We start from the raw sequence: 15,168 nt of genomic DNA on the forward strand, positions 1-15,168 counted from the left end.
TTTCTCACGATGATGCGCTCCCGGCGTCCCCTGTTTTCACGCCTATCTGCGTTCACCGCAGCCGCCCTCCTTGCCGCCATCCCCGCGCTGAGTGCTGCGGGCGGTGTGCCTGCTGCACAGGCGCAGCCTGCGCCGGTGGTCTCGTCGCTGTCCAGCGCTATTGGCCCCCTCGGCCAACCGACGCCGGAGGCGCAGCGTGCCGTAACTGACTTTGCTAACCAGCCGTGGGTGCCTGCCCAGGTGAGGGATGCGTTGCTGAAGGGCCTGGCTTTCGCTGCTGGTACCGGAGAGATCGGTGGCCCGCCGCTGCCGGACAATGCGCCGCGCTTCCATCAGGCTTTCTGGCCCACGGTGTCCCAGAACTGCATGGGCCCGGGATTGACCTCAACGGGGACCGCTATTGCGGTGCCGGGGCCTGCGGATATCCCGGTTCCGGCGCCGAAGGCGGGGCAGACCACGTTCGTGTTCACGGCGCTGGGTACGCAGGCGGCTGCGCCCGCGCAGGGGCAGATGCACGTGTACTGGGTCAACCTGGGCAATTTCCGTACGGGTGTAACGCCACTTGAGAACAACGGGATTAACCCAACAGGACCGGCAACCCTGTCCGGGGTTGCAGATACCGGGTCCGGCACGATCCTCGCGGTTGTTGCCGGAGCGGTAAATACAGGCGGCAAGAGCTGCGGGTTCATCCCCACGGCGCTGGCGGCGACAGTTAAGTGACAAGTAGCTGAGTAAAGGTCAGGAGAGGAGAGAGACACCATGACCGCTGTTCTTCACCCGGTGAAGCAGGAGACCTTCGATATGGCCTCGAACACGAACACGGACCCCAAGGGGTATTTGCGTGAGGTGGACACGTTCAGGGTCACGGACTTCGGCCTTTACATGGCCCGCGGGGCGAACCACCCGAAGTTCGGGTACCTCGAGAGCTGGCTGCTGCCCAAGCTGAACCTCCGCGCGAACATCTTTCACTTCCGTGAGGGTGTGGACGTGGAGCAGGATTACTACTTCGACGTCGCCGAGATCGACATCGAGGGCGAAGTGTGGCGCACGCGCGACCTCTACGTCGACTTGGTCACGGTGCAGGGGGAAGCGGTGGATGTGCTCGACATCGACGAGCTCGCCGCCGCCACATCCGCTGGCCTCATCAGTGCTGAGGACGCGGAAAAAGCCATCGACGCCACCCTCAACGCGGTGGAGGGCATCACCCGCCACGACGATGATGCGATGGAGTGGCTCCGCGCCCAGGGCATCGAGCTGACGTGGGCAGAGGAAGTGGAACTCACTCCCGTCGCATAAACTGCGCGTGAACATCCCTTCACGGACCTTCACGGAAAGGTTGGCTCATGGCCGGAGGCCTACTTGCACTGCTTGACGACGTCGCCCTGATCGCCCGCACCGCCGCCGCCAGCGCGGACGACGTTGCAGCTATGACAGCAAAAACATCGGCAAAAGCTGCTGGTGTTGTTATCGATGATGCTGCTGTCACCCCTCAGTACGTCACCGGCGTGACTCCGGCGCGTGAGCTGCCCATGATCTGGAGGATCACCAAGGGCTCGTTGCGTAACAAGCTGCTGATTATCCTCCCGATCGCGCTTCTTCTGAACGCGGTTGCTCCCTGGGCACTGGTTCCCATCCTGATGCTGGGTGGGGCGTATTTGTGTTTTGAGGGGGCGGAGAAGATCGTCGATAAGCTTCTGCATGATGCGGAAGAACAAGTCGACCGCGCGGTGAACCGCGACGAGGCGGATGAGAACACCCTGGTCAAACGTGCCGTGACCACGGACCTGATCCTGTCGGCGGAGATCATGATCATTTCCCTCGACGAGGTCGCGGATCAACCGATCTGGATGGAATTCGCTGTGCTCGTCGCGGTGGCGCTGTTCATCACGACCGCGGTGTACGGCGCGGTGGCGCTGCTGGTGAAGATCGACGACATCGGGCTGGGCATGATCAAACGTGACAAGGCCCCAGCAGTTGGCCGGGGCCTGGTGAAGGGCATGCCGTATGTGCTGCAGGCGATCGGCATCATCGGCACCGTGGCCATGCTGTGGGTCGGTGGGCACCTGATCATCCGCGGCCTGCACGAAGTCATCGGGTGGCATTGGCCGCACGATATTCTCCAGCGCGGTGCGGAAGCTGTCGGCGGGGGAGCGGCTGGCTGGTTCGTGGATACCGGAGGATCCCTCGTGGCGGGCCTGATCGCAGGTTTTCTGGTTCTTGCCGTCGTTGAAGGGGTGCGAAAAATCGCGGATAAGGGTAAGGCGGAGTAAGGTTTAACCGTTCAAAGCCTGCCCGCACTCCAGTGGGCGGCACACCCCACGCAAAAGGAGATCGCGTGTCCCACCCAGAGTTCCGCAACGTAGCCATTGTCGCCCACGTTGACCACGGCAAGACCACCCTCGTCAACGCAATGCTGGAGCAGTCCGGCGTTTTCGGTGACCACGGTGAACACGGTGACCGTGTCATGGACTCCGGTGAGCTCGAATCCGAACGCGGCATCACCATTCTGGCGAAGAACACCGCTATCCGCCGCCAGGGTGCTGGCAAGGACGGCAGTGACCTGGTGATCAACGTGATTGACACCCCGGGCCACGCCGATTTCGGCGGTGAGGTTGAGCGCGGCCTGTCTATGGTTGACGGCGTTGTGCTGCTTATCGACGCCTCCGAGGGTCCCCTCCCACAAACCCGCTTCGTCCTGGGCAAGGCCCTGGAAGCGAAGAAGCCGGTGATCATCTGCGTGAACAAGACGGACCGTCCGGATGCGCGCATTGATGAGGTCGTGGAAGAGGCGCAGGATCTGCTGCTCGAGCTTGGCGCTGGTCTGGAAGATCCGGAGGCTGCTGAGGCGGCGGAAAACCTGCTGGAGCTGCCGGTGCTGTACACCTCCGGCCGCGCTGGTCGCGCCTCCCTGGAGAACCCGGGCAACGGCGAACTGCCGGCTAATGAGGACCTGCAGCCACTCTTTGACGTCATCTACGACGTCCTGCCTGAGCCGTCCGCAGACATCGACGCTCCCTTCCAGGCACAGGTGACCAACCTGGACTCCTCTTCCTTCCTGGGCCGTATCGCGCTGATCCGCGTGTTCCGTGGCTCCGTGAAGAAGGGCGACAACGTTGCCTGGGTGCACTACGACGAGGACGGCGAACAGCACGTTAAGAACGTCCGCATCGCCGAGCTGCTGGTCACCGAAGGGCTGGAGCGCGTCCCCGCAACCGGTGACGTCGTGGCTGGCGATATCGCCGCTGTGTCCGGCATTGACGAGATCATGATCGGTGACTCCCTGTGCGACCCGAATGACATTGCACCGCTGGAGCGCATCAAGATCGATGATCCTGCGATCTCCATGACCATCGGCGTGAACACCTCCCCGATGGCTGGTCGTGGCGGCGGCGACAAGCTGACCGCCCGCCTGGTCAAGGCGCGTCTGGATCAGGAGCTCATCGGTAACGTGTCCATCAAGGTTCTGCCGACTGAGCGCCCGGATGCGTGGGAGGTCCAGGGCCGTGGTGAGATGGCGTTGACGGTTCTCATTGAGACGATGCGTCGTGAAGGCTTCGAGCTCACCGTGGGCAAGCCGCAGGTGGTTACGAAGGAGATTGACGGCAAGACCTACGAGCCGTATGACCACATGATCATCGACACCCCGTCCGAGTACCAGGGGGCAGTCACCCAGCTCATGGCCGGCCGCAAGGGACAGATGACCGCCATGGGCAACACCGGCTCCGGTGACTGGGTCCGCATGGAATTCGACGTCCCGTCCCGCGGCCTCATCGGCTTCCGCACCACCTTCCTCACGGAGACCCACGGCGCCGGCATCGCGAACTCCTACTCGATCGAGCACCGCCCGTGGGCCGGCGAGATCAAGGGCCGCCCGACCGGTTCCCTCGTTGCTGATCGTTCCGGCCAGGTCACCGCGTACGCGCTGCAGCAGCTCTCTGACCGCGGCGAATTCTTCGTTGAGCCCGGCGCGGAGACCTACGAGGGCATGGTCGTGGGCGCGAACAACCGTGATGAGGATATGGACATCAACATCACCAAGGAGAAGAAGCTCACCAACATGCGTGCGGCGTCCGCTGATACGACGGTGACGCTGGCGAAGGCCAAGACCCTCTCCCTGGATGAGGCGATTGAGTTCTGTGACGACGATGAGTGCGTCGAAGTCACACCCAACGTCATGCGCGTGCGCAAGGTCATTCTGGGAGCCACGGAACGCGGCCGCGCCCGCTCGCGTGCGAAGCAGATGAACAAGTAAGCATGAAGGGAGCACTTCGCCTATCGACGATCCCCCTTCTCCTCGCCCTTTCCGCCTGCACCGCTAACCCCGGTCCGCCGCCGATTGTGGAAGAGGAGACAACCACCACGACCTCAACTACCGCGCCCGCCCCGGCGGCGCGCTCCGAGGTCCGTGTGGGGGTCGCGCCGTTGCGCAATGGTCTCAACCCGCACCTTGCTGCGGATGAGAATGCTACGGTGCACGATATTGCGGAGTTGACTCTCCCTAGTGTTTTCGTGCGGCAGCACCAGGGGGAGTGGCTGCTCAACACCGATGTGGTGGTGAGCGCCGACATCGTTCCGGACACGGAGCAGATGACGGAGCAGATGACCGTGCGCTACCAGATCAATCCTGCCGCCCAGTGGTCTGATGGCAGCCCGCTGACCGGCGCGGATTTTGTGTACTTGTGGCGCGGCATGGTGTCCACCCCGGGCACTGTGGATCCGGCCGCGTACCGCGCGATCAGCGATGTGCAGGTCAGTGGGGCAGGCAAGACCGTCGATGTGGTGTTCGCGGAGCCGGTGCAGGACTGGCAGTCCCTCTTCACTCACCTGCTTCCGTCCCACCTGCTGGATTCCAACGCCGGTGACTTCGTCACGGCCCTTGCCAGCTCCATCCCGGCGTCTGCTGGCCGCTACATGGTGAACTCCGTAGACCACGGCGCCGGGGTTATCGTGTTGAACCGGAATGACAGGTTTTGGGGGGAGAGTCCGGCGGGCATCGATATTCTCACCTTGGCCACGGCGCGCTCCACGGACCAGGTGGCGGATCGTCTCCGCTCCGGCCAGTACGCGTTCGTTGACCATGTGCCGGGAGAGACCTCACTGGACACGTATTCCCTCATCCCTGACACCCAGGTCAAAACGTATGAGGGGCCCCGCGAGCTCGGTGTGACCATGTCGGTCGTGTCGCCGATCCTCAGGGAGCTCCCCGCGCGTCAAGCTTTGTCATCGCTTATCGACGTCCCCCTCATCTCCCGCATCGCCTCCGGCCGCAACATCGGAGTTTCTAGTGCTTCTGCTGCTTCCCGTTCCTCGGAGGCGGGGGAGGTTGATGCTGGGTCGATTCCGGCGTCGGAAAGCAGGCGTTTGCGTATTGCTGCGGATCCTCGGGACAGTGAGGCGATGCAGGCGGCGCGCGCGATCGTCGATGTGCTCAATGGTCGTGGCATTCCCGCGGAGACTATCGCTGCGGATATGACTGACATTGCGAAACGCTTGCCGGAAGGCGAGGTTGACGCGGTGGTGGGCTGGTCCCGTGCCACGACCCCGAGCGCGTGGGCCAGCGAGATTCAATGCCCAGCTGACGATGCTGGATACGCAGGCAATTTGAGCGGGCTGTGCATGCCGGAGACGGAAAGTCTTGCGGCAGACATCCTCAGTGGTGCCATCGGCCCGGACAACGCCGGCGCGCGAGTTACCAGCATCCTCCAGCGGGAATCAGTGTGGTTGCCGCTGCTCCGCGAGGAACGCATCGTGGCGTTGGGTACCAGCCTTGAGGTTCCTGCACTCATCGACGAACCCGCCGCTGCCCTCACCGCCGCCCCGTCCTGGGTGCTCCGCACCCCGGCAGGCAACCTCGAGAAGGAGAATTAGTATGTCCCGTGACCTCATTGGTTTCCGCGTTGTCGCCGTCCACGCGCACCCTGACGATGAAGCGCTCTTCACCGGCGGCGCGTTGTCATCATTGGCGAGAAGGGGAGCAGATGTCCTCGTGGTCACCTGCACGCTTGGTGAGGAAGGCGAGGTCATCGGCGAGCGCTACCAGCACCTCGTCAACGATCACGCGGACCAACTCGGTGGCTTCCGTATCCATGAGCTGAATGAGGCACTGGGCTTTCTCGGCGTGCGCGGGGAGTTCCTCGGCGGTGCCGGCAAGTACCGCGATTCCGGGATGGCAGGTTCGCCCGCGAGCAAGAATCCGAAGGCCTTTGTGAACTCGGGCGAGCGTGCCGTCGATGACGTGGTGGCGGTATTCGAGCGCGAACGCCCCCACCTAGTGATCACCTACGACCCCAACGGTGGCTACGGGCACCCCGACCACATCCGGGCCCACGAGATCACCCATGCCGCCGCCAAGCAGGTGGACATCCCACGCATCCTGTGGTCAGCGCGCCTGCGCAGTGAGCTGGAGGCCATGATCGCCGACCAGACCCCGGCCACCTGGACGCGTCCGGAACCTGGTGAACTCGACGCGGTGGACACAGTGGACACGTGGGTGGAACTCGACGACACCACCTACGCCGCCAAAACCGCCGCGATGCGGGCGCATGCCACGCAGATCTGGATCGCGGACGGCTCCGTGAGCAACACCAACCCCCACGCCGCCTTTGCCACCGCACCCGACCCCACCGTGGTCACCTACGCGCTGTCCAACCTCATCGCCCAACCGATCCTGCGCCGCGAACACTACTGCGTCGGTGCCGGCCTTCCGCTGGAACACGGTGCGGACATCACCAGCGGCATTCCCCGATGAACCCCCACGACCAGCCACAGCAACAGCCACAGCCGCGCACCGACTTCACCCCCGGTGAAGCCCGCGCTGGGATCGCCTGGATCAGCGTCGGCGCACTCGTGGCGCTGCTGGTGGAGGTTGGATCCCTCGACAAACTGTGGGGAATCCCCGCCATCATCGCCGCCGCGGTGTTGGGTGGGGTGGGGACGAAGACGGGGAGGCTGTGGACGTCGAAAAGCATCATTGCTTTGGTGCCCACCTTCACGTGGCTTGCAGGCCTCGCCCTGCTCTACGTGGGCCCCGACGTGACGCGTGAACTGCTGCGCACTCATTACATTCCTGCGCTCCTCCTGCTCGCAGCCGGAGTCGCGGGAGGCGTTTGGCCGTTGCTGCGAGCCAAGTGACATACTGGACCCAACCGATTAAAAGCGGAGGAGACCCCATGACTTACATCATCGCTGAACCATGCGTTGACCTGCTGGATCGCGCATGCGTGGAGGAATGCCCAGTCGACTGCATCTACGAGGGCAAGCGCATGCTCTACATCCACCCTGACGAATGCGTGGACTGCGGTGCCTGCGAACCCGCCTGCCCGGTTGAGGCGATCTTCTACGAAGATGATCTTCCCGACGAGTGGAGCGACTACTACGACGCCAACGTCGCATTTTTCGACGACCTCGGCTCCCCAGGCGGTGCCGCCGCCGAAGGCCCCTACGACTTCGACCACCCATTCGTGGCAGCGCTGCCGCCGATGAACAAGGAGTAGGCAATGGGGACGCGCCAGCCGCTGAGCACCGTCCTGCCGGACTTCCCGTGGGACACGATCGCCGACGTTAAGGCGCGGGCGGCATCTCACCCTGACGGGCTCGTGGACCTGTCCGTCGGTGGGCCCGTTGATGACGTGCCGCCGACGATTCAGCTCGCCCTGGCCGAGAATGCTGCCGCGCCGGGCTACCCTCAAACCGCTGGGACGCCGGAGCTGCGGGCGGCGATTGTGGCCGCGCTGTCGCGCCGCTTCGGTATTGAAGGGCTGAGCAGCGATGCTGTGCTGCCCACCATCGGGCTCAAAGAAGTGGTGGCGTGGCTGCCCACGCTGCTTGGCCTGCGCGGTCAGACCGTGGTTATTCCGGAGGTCGCGTACCCCACCTACGAAGTCGGCGCACTCATCGCGGGATGCAATGTTGTGCGTTGCGACGATCCCTCCAAAGCCCCCCGCGACACCGCCTTCGTCTTTCTCAATTCCCCGTCGAACCCGACCGGCGCTGTGGCGTCGGTGGAGTTACTGCGTTCCTGGGTGGCGTTTGCGCGGGAGACCGGCGCGATCATTGCCTCCGACGAGTGCTACCTGTACCTCGGGTGGGCCGCTGAACCGGTATCGCTGCTGCACCCGTCGGTGACAGACGGTGACAACACCGGTTTGCTGGCGCTGCACTCTCTGTCCAAGACGTCGAATATGGCGTCCTACCGCTGCGGCATGGTCTCCGGCGACGAGGCCCTGGTGCAGGAAATCCTGGAGGTGCGTAAGCACACCGGCCTCATCGTGCCGGGACCGATCCAGCACGCCATGGTCGCCGCACTGGAGACCGATTTGCACGAGGAAATGCAGCGCTCCACCTACGCGATGCGTCGCCTTGAATTGCTCAAAGCTCTGCCCGAGGCTGGCTTCACCGTCGACCACTCCGAGGCCGGACTGTACCTCTGGGCACGCCGCGAGGGCATGGATTCCCGCCAGGCCCTCGACTGGCTCGCGGAACGTGGCATCCTCGCCGCGCCGGGTGATTTCTACGGTCCCGCCGGTGCGCAGCACGTCCGCATCGCTTTGACTGCCACCGACGAGAACATTACAGCTGCAGCTCGCCGCTTGCGCTCCTAAACACGCAAACACACCCAGCCAAGGTTTCGGCCTGCCACGTCTCACGGAGTAAGATTGCCGGGAGTTTAACGCGCCCTGAATAACCAGGAACAGAACAACCAGGACCAGAACAACCGGCACTGAGGAGAGACAGAAGGTGGGGAAGACGGGGAAGACGGGGAAGATCGTCGATAGTGCCCGCGAGTTCATCAAGTTCGGCATCGTTGGTGGCTCCGGCGTGCTGGTCAACCTCCTCGTGGTGTTTCTGGCCACGAAGGGGTTTGGTGCCGGGTGGGGTATCCACGAGAATGACGTCTTTTTCAACCTCTTTGGAACACGGTGGAATATCCGCTGGTATCACGTGATCATGACGATCGCCTTCGTCGTCGCCAACACCTGGAATTACCAGTTGAACCGCTCCTGGACGTTCAAGAACGTGCCAAAGCGGTCTTGGTTGCGCGGGTTTTTCCCGTTCCTGACCACGGGCATAGTCGCCTTCGTGGTCAGCCAGACAGTCGCGACATTGCTGATGAACCCAACTTCACCCATCGCATTGCCTGACGACATCTTCGATGGCTCGACTGGCCTGCGCACTAAGTTCTACTGGTCCGCAGGTATCTCGACGTTGGTGGCCATGCCCGTCAACTTCATCATCAACAAGCTCTGGACCTTCGGTCGCCCTAAAGTCATCCGTATCGAGACGGAGCGCCCCGCGGTCTAAACAGGACATTCAGCGCGCCCCATTTGCTGTGCTTATTCGGCACCGCGTACCCATTGGGGGAGCGCCAGATGGGTTGGGCTCCCACCTTGTCTATTCGGCCGTGGCGCACAACACCAGGGTCATCGTCGTTCGTGCCGTTGTGGTAGCGGCAGAGGGGAACCAGGTTCGCGATATTCGTCTCGCCGCCGTGCTTCCACGCCTTAATGTGGTGGATCTCGCAGTTATCCGCGCCATGCCGGCACCCAGGAACCGGGCACACCGGCATGATGGCCTTCGCCAGATCGCGCTGCTTCTGGTTGGCAAAGCGCTCCGTCCGGTACAGGTTCACGGCACCTTCCTGTGGGTGGAACATCGCGACCTCCAGCTCCGCACCGTGATACTTGGACAGGTATTCCGCGCCCGTCATGGTGGTCCCGTCAGTAAGACCAAGGACGGTCTCATCGCCCGAGCCTTCCAAGATGCGAATAAACGACGGCAGCGGGATCACCACCAGCGGACGGGGTGCCGCGGGAGGAACCCCGGAGCCCTCGCCACTCAAGAGGTCCAAGAGAGGCTCGACCATCTGCTCCGCAGCCGGCTTCGACGGGTCAATGAGGGAGCGCAGCGCATGCTCCAAGTCCGCCATACGGCGCGCCGGCGCAATCAGCGTCAAGCCACCCATCTCCTCGCGTGGGGTATGGAATCTCACCTGCGGCTTCGGCTTCGGGGGCTTGGGGCGGGGAATGAGGCGGTCGGCGCGGCGTCGTAAAGCCTCATACGTGCAATGCGACGACAAGAGGGCGCGACGCAGGCGCATGCGCTCACCGAAGGGCTCGATGTGCGCAATTCGCTTCTCGACGAACACCAGCTGCTCCACCGTAAACCCACCCGCCAACGCCTCTTCCCGGGCAAGCCTTTGCTGCTTCGGGGTGCGCGTTGGCCCCCAGTAAGCCTGGTGGACCTTGCTGAGGTTTGCTGCCTGGCGCGGCGAAATCCCAGCGGCGATGGCGCGCTCGCGGTCAAAGCCCTTAAGGGCAGTGAGCGCGGCGCCGGAAAGCGCCTCTAGGAGTTCGTCGAACGTCATGCCACGGACGCTATGTGGGCGGGACGGAGCCCGCAAGCATCACGCGGCGAGCCTGTGGATAACCGTAGTGACACGTCTACAAAACGGCGTTTTATCCACAGAAATGGGCTCTGAATTAGTTTCTGAGTTAGTTTTTGTGCAGCTCTTCGTTGAGCTCCACGGCCTTCGCGCGGACGGCCTCGACAACACCGGTAAGGGAGTTGCGGCGGAAGAGGATGCCATTCTTGCCGGACAGTTCGACGGCTTTGACCTCGGTGCCATCGCTGAGACGCACTTTGGTGCCGGCGGTGATGTAGAGGCCGGCTTCGACAACACAGTCATCACCGAGCGAGATGCCCACGCCCGCATTGGCGCCAAGCAGGCAGCGCTGCCCGATGGTGATGGTTTCCTTGCCGCCGCCGCTCAGCGTGCCCATGATGGAGGCGCCGCCGCCGATGTCGGTGCCATCGCCGACAACAACGCCGGCGGAGATACGGCCTTCGACCATGGAGGCGCCCAGGGTTCCCGCGTTGAAGTTCACGAACCCTTCGTGCATGACAGTGGTGCCTTCGGCCAGGTGTGCACCAAGGCGGACGCGGTCTGCATCGCCGATGCGCACACCAGACGGAACGACGTAGTCCACCATCCGTGGGAATTTATCCACGGAGTACACCACCACAGGGCCGTTGGCTGCGAGCCGTCCGCGCGTCATCTGGAAATCACCAACCGCGCACGGGCCGTAATTCGTCCACACGACGTTGGACAGCAGCCCAAAGATGCCGTCCATGTTTGCGCCGTGGGGGCGGATGAGGCGGTGGGAGAGGAGGTGGAGGCGCAGGTAGACGTCGTAGGCGTCGACAGCCGGTTGTGTCAGATCAGCGATCGTCGTTTCCACCGCCACGCGGGCCACGCCACGCGCTTCATCAGGGCCGACGAGGTCTTTGAAGCGCGCATCCGGCTCGTCGAGGCGGCGCGTTCCGGTCTCCGCAACTGCTTCATCCACCTTGGGGGCGGGGTACCAGACGTCGAGGACGGTGCCGTCGTAGGTGAGTGTGGCGATGCCACGGGCATATGCAGTAGTCGGAGAAGTCATGTGGACTACTTTAAAACGCTCCGCTTCTTTGTCAGTAACGACAAGCCGACCAAAACGGCGGACAAGATGGTGACGGAGATGACTTGGGAGCGGGCGGAGTCGTCGAAAAGCATGAGAACAGTGAGCCCGAGCAACGCGGTCAACGTCACCCACGGCACCCACGATGCGCCGTGCACGCGGACTGCCGACGTGCTGATGCGCGGGTGGAGTTTGATGAAGCTCAGGGTGATCATGATCCACGTGACAATGAGGCAGCCACCGGTGGCGGACATGATGAAGTCAATCATTCCCGGCGGGTTCCACCACTGCAGACCAACCGCGAGGAAGGCGAAGAACACGGAGACGAGCACCGAGTTCATGGGCACGTTGTTGGCGTTGGTCTTTGCCATCCACTTCGGGGCGTCGCCTTCGAGGGCCTGCTGGTAGCCGAGGCGCGAGGTGCCGTAGAGCTGCGCGTTGAATGCGGAGAGCAGCGCGAGCACGATGACCACTTCCATGAACGCGGCTGCACCCGGGATGTTGGCCATCTCGAGGACGGCGGTGAAGGGGGAGTCGGCGGCGGAATCAGCGCCGTCGATGGACGCGTAGGGCAGCAGCAGCGTGATCACGGCGACGGAGCCCAAGTAGAAGACGGCGATACGCCAGATGATGGAGTTCACCGCGCGCTTGACGTTATCAGCCGGATCCTCCGACTCAGCTGCGGCGATGGTGACCACCTCGATGCCGCCGAAGGCGAAGGCAACGGCGAGCAGACCCGCAGCAATGCCAGCGATGCCGTTGGGGGCGAACCCGGATTCGCGCACGTTGTCAAAGCCGACGAAGCCACTCGCGGGCAGCACACCGAGCCAGAGCAACACGCCGATGATGAGGAATCCGACGATCACCGCGATCTTGATCATGGCGAACCAGTACTCAAACTCGCCGAAGCCCTTGACCTGGGCGAGGTTCACGGCGGTGAGAACCACAACAACGATGAGGCCCGGAACCCACTGGGGAACGTCGAACCAGGAGGCCATCATGGCCGATGCACCGGTGAGTTCGGCACCGCACGCCATGATGAGCAGGAAGTAGTAGAGCCAGCCGAGCAGGAACCCGGCCCAGTGGCCGTAGGCCATGCGCCCGTAGGTGGCAAAGGAGCCTGACGAGGGATGCGCGGCCGCCATCTCTCCGAGCATGCGCATGACGGCGATGACGATGAGCCCGGCAATCGCATAGGCCACGAGGATCGCGGGGCCCGCAGTGCGGATACCCACGCCGACGCCGAGGAACAGGCCCGCACCCACGGCGGTGCCCAGGCCCATGAGGGTGAGGTGGCGGGATTTCAGGCCGGTGCCAAGTTCGCTGGTCTGCGACGCCATTACTGCGTGGCCTTCTTCCCTGCGAAGCTCGTCCACAGGACACCCGCGATGGAGACGACGGCGACAACGACGGCGACGGCGAGCATTTGGAAGCGCCCGTTGGCGTCCGCAAGCATGAGCGCAATGACGCCGCCCGCGAGGACCACCATGATCCAGGGGAGTACGCTAGGTGCCCACATGCGCACGTCAGTGATTTCGCCATTTTCGACGAGCTTCGGGTGCAACCGCACAAACGACAGCGCAACGGCAATCCACAGCACGATCAGGCAGCCACCGACCGCGTTGAGCAGGAAGGGGAGCAGCCCCGGCGGGTTCCAGTACTGCAGGGCAACGGCGACGAAGCCGAAGAAGACGGACACGACCACGGCGCGCATCGGGACACCGCGGGAGTCGGTGACGCCGAAGGCCTGGGGTGCGTCCCCGCGCACGGCCAGGTTCTGCAGGAAGCGGGAAGAACCGTAGATCTGCGTGTTGCATGCAGACAGCAGTGCCACGACGATGACGGCCTCCATGATGCCCACGGCGCCCGGGATGTTGGCCAGCTCAAGGACCGCGGTGAACGGGGAGTCGGCGGCGGAGTCGGCTCCACCGATCTCGTTGAACGGCAGGAGCAGCACGATGAGCAGCACCGAGCCGATGTAGAAGATGGAGATGCGCCAGATGATGGAACGGATCGCGGAGTGAACGCCGGCTTCTGGGTCCTCGGATTCCGCGGCGGCGACGGTGACCAGCTCAATGCCGCCGAACGCAAAAGCGACGGCGAGCAGCGCAGTAGCCACACCAGCCCAGCCGTGTGGCATGAAGCCGACCTCGCTGACATTGGACAGACCAACGAAGCCACCCGACGGCAGCAGGCCGAGCCACAGCGCCACACCAATGCCCAGGAAGGCGACGATGACGAGGACCTTGATCAGCGCGAACCAGAACTCGAACTCACCGAAGTTCTTCACGGCGGCGAAGTTGATCACGGTGAAAAACGCAATGGCCACGAGCGCCGGGATCCACGGCGAAATGCCAAACCACTGTCCCACGATGGCGGAGGCACCGGTGATTTCAACAGCCATGATCATGATCATCATGAACCAGTACAACCAGCCGATGGCAAAGCCGGCCCAGCGGCCGAAGGCCTGCTCAGCGTAGGTGGAGAAGGTGCCTGACGAGGGGCGCGCAGCAACCATCTCCGCGAGCATCTGCATGAAGCACACGGTGATGAAGCCGGCGATGACGTAGGCGATCAGAACTGCGGGGCCAGCGGCGGCGATGCCAACGCCGGTGCCGAGGAAGAGTCCGGCACCGATGGCTGAGCCGAGGCCCATCATGGTGAGGTGGCGCGTTTTCAGGCCGCGGGCGAGCGCGGTGGAATCAGCGACGGGGGAAACTGGAGTCGACATGTCGAATACCTTAAACCCCGCTCCGCGGGAAACGGCATTGAGATCCCTTTATATGCGCCAGCGGAGAACAGGAATGGAGGAATACGGCTCGTTCTGGATGCTCACGTTGTCGCTGCCGGCGATGTTTTCAGCAGGGAAGTCGTTACCGGTGGACGGGTCAAAGATCGGGGTGTGCGGCTCAAGGATGACACCAGCGCCGATGTTGCAGTTATTCCCCAGGCTGATGCCGTTGATGCTGGCAGTGGGGTGGAAGTAGCAGTTGGCGCCGATGTGCATGGGGGCGCGGGAAAGATTCCCGGTGCGGGTGGCCATGAGGGCGCTGCCGCGCTCAAGGGTGGTGTGCGCGCCGACGACGACGGAGGAGGACAGCGTGCCCTCAATGCGCGCAGGGCCAAGCGAGCCCGCGTTGAAAGACACGTAGCCTTCGCGCACCACGGTGGTGCCTTCCGCCAGGTACGCGCCAAGCCGCACGCGTTCAGCCTCGGTGATAGTCACACCGGTAGGCACGACGTAGTCCACCATGCGCGGGAGCCGCTCGATGCCGTAGACGTGAATCGTGCCACGTGCACGCAGGTGGGTGCGCACGAACTCGAAATCATCAGGGCGGCACGGGCCTTTGTTGGTCCACACCACGGGTTCAAGGTGATCTAGCGCGCCGGTCATGTTGATTTCCAGCGGCTTCACTTTGCGGTGGGAGAGCAGGTGGAGGCGCAGGTAGACATCGAAAGCGTCGATGGGTGGCGCGTCCAGGTCCGCGATCTCAGTGCACACTGGTACGACTTCCACGTTGCGGTCCCGGTCCATGCCCACGAGGTGCAGCAGGCGCGGGGAGAGTTCGTTGGCGCTGACGCGGCGGGTGGAGGGGACAGGGGCATCGTCGATAAGCGAAACTGCAGGGAACCATGCGTCGAGGACGGTTCCGTTGGCGGCGATGTTGGCAATTCCGATTGCGCGGGCTCCAGCTGGCATGCGTGTCATCGTACT

At 63.4% G+C, this 15,168-nt stretch carries 15 protein-coding genes; 10 read left to right on the forward strand and 5 right to left on the reverse strand.

What is annotated here, in order from left to right:
* Positions 1-9: 9 nt before the first annotated feature.
* The 10 genes from L8U60_RS06840 to L8U60_RS06885 all read left to right on the forward strand — a co-directional run bounded on the left by L8U60_RS06840 (position 10) and on the right by L8U60_RS06885 (position 9,300).
* The gene (locus L8U60_RS06840; RefSeq protein WP_269965619.1) at positions 10-720 is read left to right on the forward strand and encodes an Rv1157c family protein; all 711 of its coding nucleotides are present in this window, start codon (positions 10-12) and stop codon (positions 718-720) included.
* A 39-nt stretch (positions 721-759) separates the two neighbouring features.
* Entirely contained in the window at positions 760-1,296 is a 537-nt protein-coding gene (locus tag L8U60_RS06845; RefSeq protein ID WP_269965620.1) for a ribonuclease FAU-1 family protein, read from the forward strand.
* Positions 1,297-1,343: 47 nt separating this feature from the next.
* Positions 1,344-2,270, forward strand: a complete 927-nt coding sequence (locus tag L8U60_RS06850; protein ID WP_269965621.1) for a DUF808 domain-containing protein — start codon at positions 1,344-1,346, stop codon at positions 2,268-2,270.
* Between the two features lie 65 nt (positions 2,271-2,335).
* Complete coding sequence (gene typA, locus L8U60_RS06855) at positions 2,336-4,252, forward strand: translational GTPase TypA (protein ID WP_269965622.1); 1,917 nt, start codon at positions 2,336-2,338, stop codon at positions 4,250-4,252.
* Between the two features lie 2 nt (positions 4,253-4,254).
* Positions 4,255-5,868, forward strand: a complete 1,614-nt coding sequence (locus L8U60_RS06860) for an ABC transporter family substrate-binding protein (protein WP_269965623.1) — start codon at positions 4,255-4,257, stop codon at positions 5,866-5,868.
* Position 5,869: 1 nt separating this feature from the next.
* The gene (gene mshB / locus L8U60_RS06865) at positions 5,870-6,748 is read left to right on the forward strand and encodes an N-acetyl-1-D-myo-inositol-2-amino-2-deoxy-alpha-D-glucopyranoside deacetylase (RefSeq protein ID WP_269965624.1); all 879 of its coding nucleotides are present in this window, start codon (positions 5,870-5,872) and stop codon (positions 6,746-6,748) included.
* A complete protein-coding gene (locus L8U60_RS06870) occupies positions 6,745-7,131 on the forward strand; it encodes a hypothetical protein (protein ID WP_269965625.1) in 387 nt (128 codons plus the stop codon). Before mshB ends, L8U60_RS06870 begins: the two co-directional genes overlap by 4 nt.
* Before the next feature lie 38 nt (positions 7,132-7,169).
* Positions 7,170-7,493 carry a ferredoxin gene (gene fdxA / locus L8U60_RS06875; RefSeq protein ID WP_269965626.1) on the forward strand — a complete coding sequence of 108 codons (324 nt, stop codon included), beginning with the start codon at positions 7,170-7,172 and terminating at the stop codon, positions 7,491-7,493.
* A gap of 3 nt (positions 7,494-7,496) precedes the next feature.
* Positions 7,497-8,600: a succinyldiaminopimelate transaminase gene (gene dapC / locus L8U60_RS06880; protein WP_269965627.1), complete on the forward strand. Its 1,104-nt coding sequence runs from the start codon at positions 7,497-7,499 to the stop codon at positions 8,598-8,600.
* A 136-nt stretch (positions 8,601-8,736) separates the two neighbouring features.
* Positions 8,737-9,300, forward strand: a complete 564-nt coding sequence (locus L8U60_RS06885) for a GtrA family protein (protein ID WP_269965628.1) — start codon at positions 8,737-8,739, stop codon at positions 9,298-9,300.
* Here the strand turns inward: L8U60_RS06885 and L8U60_RS06890 are convergent.
* From L8U60_RS06890 to L8U60_RS06910, 5 genes are all read right to left on the reverse strand, one after another.
* Positions 9,266-10,363 carry an HNH endonuclease signature motif containing protein gene (locus L8U60_RS06890; RefSeq protein WP_269965629.1) on the reverse strand — a complete coding sequence of 366 codons (1,098 nt, stop codon included), beginning with the start codon at positions 10,361-10,363 and terminating at the stop codon, positions 9,266-9,268. The genes L8U60_RS06885 and L8U60_RS06890 overlap by 35 nt on opposite strands.
* A gap of 127 nt (positions 10,364-10,490) precedes the next feature.
* A complete protein-coding gene (gene dapD, locus L8U60_RS06895; RefSeq protein WP_269965630.1) occupies positions 10,491-11,435 on the reverse strand; it encodes a 2,3,4,5-tetrahydropyridine-2,6-dicarboxylate N-succinyltransferase in 945 nt (314 codons plus the stop codon).
* Between the two features lie 5 nt (positions 11,436-11,440).
* A complete protein-coding gene (locus L8U60_RS06900) occupies positions 11,441-12,793 on the reverse strand; it encodes an amino acid permease (protein WP_269965631.1) in 1,353 nt (450 codons plus the stop codon).
* Positions 12,793-14,184, reverse strand: coding sequence for an amino acid permease (locus L8U60_RS06905; RefSeq protein WP_269965632.1), 1,392 nt, complete (start codon positions 14,182-14,184; stop codon positions 12,793-12,795). The genes L8U60_RS06900 and L8U60_RS06905 overlap by 1 nt, the downstream gene beginning before the upstream one ends.
* A 48-nt stretch (positions 14,185-14,232) precedes the next feature.
* Positions 14,233-15,153, reverse strand: coding sequence for a 2,3,4,5-tetrahydropyridine-2,6-dicarboxylate N-succinyltransferase (locus L8U60_RS06910; protein WP_269965633.1), 921 nt, complete (start codon positions 15,151-15,153; stop codon positions 14,233-14,235).
* Positions 15,154-15,168: the final 15 nt, after the last annotated feature.

Origin of the sequence: Corynebacterium meitnerae (genome assembly GCF_027570075.1) — a bacterium.
Lineage (GTDB): Bacteria > Actinomycetota > Actinomycetes > Mycobacteriales > Mycobacteriaceae > Corynebacterium > Corynebacterium meitnerae.

Coding starts and splice junctions, on each gene's coding strand:
- L8U60_RS06900 (WP_269965631.1), bottom strand. CDS start 12,793: ATGGCGTCGCAGACCAGCGAACTTGGCACCGGCCTGAAATCCCGCCAC.
- L8U60_RS06840 (WP_269965619.1), top strand. CDS start 10: ATGATGCGCTCCCGGCGTCCCCTGTTTTCACGCCTATCTGCGTTCACC.
- dapD (WP_269965630.1), bottom strand. CDS start 11,435: ATGACTTCTCCGACTACTGCATATGCCCGTGGCATCGCCACACTCACC.
- L8U60_RS06845 (WP_269965620.1), top strand. CDS start 760: ATGACCGCTGTTCTTCACCCGGTGAAGCAGGAGACCTTCGATATGGCC.
- L8U60_RS06860 (WP_269965623.1), top strand. CDS start 4,255: ATGAAGGGAGCACTTCGCCTATCGACGATCCCCCTTCTCCTCGCCCTT.
- mshB (WP_269965624.1), top strand. CDS start 5,870: ATGTCCCGTGACCTCATTGGTTTCCGCGTTGTCGCCGTCCACGCGCAC.
- L8U60_RS06850 (WP_269965621.1), top strand. CDS start 1,344: ATGGCCGGAGGCCTACTTGCACTGCTTGACGACGTCGCCCTGATCGCC.
- fdxA (WP_269965626.1), top strand. CDS start 7,170: ATGACTTACATCATCGCTGAACCATGCGTTGACCTGCTGGATCGCGCA.
- L8U60_RS06910 (WP_269965633.1), bottom strand. CDS start 15,153: ATGCCAGCTGGAGCCCGCGCAATCGGAATTGCCAACATCGCCGCCAAC.
- dapC (WP_269965627.1), top strand. CDS start 7,497: ATGGGGACGCGCCAGCCGCTGAGCACCGTCCTGCCGGACTTCCCGTGG.
- L8U60_RS06890 (WP_269965629.1), bottom strand. CDS start 10,363: ATGACGTTCGACGAACTCCTAGAGGCGCTTTCCGGCGCCGCGCTCACT.
- L8U60_RS06870 (WP_269965625.1), top strand. CDS start 6,745: ATGAACCCCCACGACCAGCCACAGCAACAGCCACAGCCGCGCACCGAC.
- L8U60_RS06905 (WP_269965632.1), bottom strand. CDS start 14,184: ATGTCGACTCCAGTTTCCCCCGTCGCTGATTCCACCGCGCTCGCCCGC.